This window comes from Streptomyces kronopolitis (assembly GCF_014646275.1).
In the GTDB taxonomy this organism is placed as follows: domain Bacteria; phylum Actinomycetota; class Actinomycetes; order Streptomycetales; family Streptomycetaceae; genus Streptomyces; species Streptomyces kronopolitis.
In genome coordinates, this window is sequence record NZ_BMND01000108.1 from 1 (window position 1) to 652 (window position 652).

A 652-nucleotide genomic window follows, 5' to 3' on the forward strand; every position below is an offset into this window, starting at 1 on the left:
GTTTGGAATTTTTAGAAAAATTAGTGATCCGCTATCTTTTAGAAGACAGAAGCTTGTTGGATTTGGCGGTGGGTTATATCCATAGTGGGGTATTCTTGCATAAAAAACAAGAATTTGACGCTTTGTGTCAAGAAAAATTGGACGACCCTAAATTAGTTGCGTTATTATTAGATGCGAATTTGCCCTTAAAAAAAGGGGGTTTTGAAAAGGAATTGCGTTTGTTGATTTTGCGCTATTTTGAGCGGCAACTCAAAGAAATCCCTAAAAGCTCGCTCCCTTTTAGCCAAAAAATGATCTTTTTAAAAAAGGCTCGCCAGGCCATTATGAAATTAAAACAAGGAGAATTAGTCGCCATATGAAACCAATAAAAGCTTTAGCCTTATTTAGTGGGGGGTTGGATAGTTTGTTGTCTATGAAATTACTCATTGATCAAGGTATTGAAGTGAGCGCTTTACACTTCAATATAGGGTTTGGGGGGAATAAAGATAAAAGAGAGTATTTTGAAAACGCCACCGCACAAATCGGGGCTAAGCTCTTGGTGTGCGATATTAGAGAGCAATTTTTTAACGATGTGTTGTTCAAGCCCAAATACGGCTATGGGAAATATTTCAACCCTTGCATTGATTGCCATGCCAATATGTTTAGGAACGCT

General features: G+C 37.7%; 2 protein-coding genes. Both read left to right on the forward strand.

The window, feature by feature from the left end:
* On the forward strand, nucleotides 1-359 hold a 359-nt coding region (locus IEY78_RS35350), incomplete at its 5' end, for a hypothetical protein (protein ID WP_229700346.1).
* Nucleotides 356-652, forward strand: a 297-nt coding sequence (locus tag IEY78_RS35355) for an argininosuccinate synthase domain-containing protein (RefSeq protein WP_189104824.1), incomplete at its 3' end; no start/stop codon positions are given. The genes IEY78_RS35350 and IEY78_RS35355, both read left to right, overlap by 4 nt.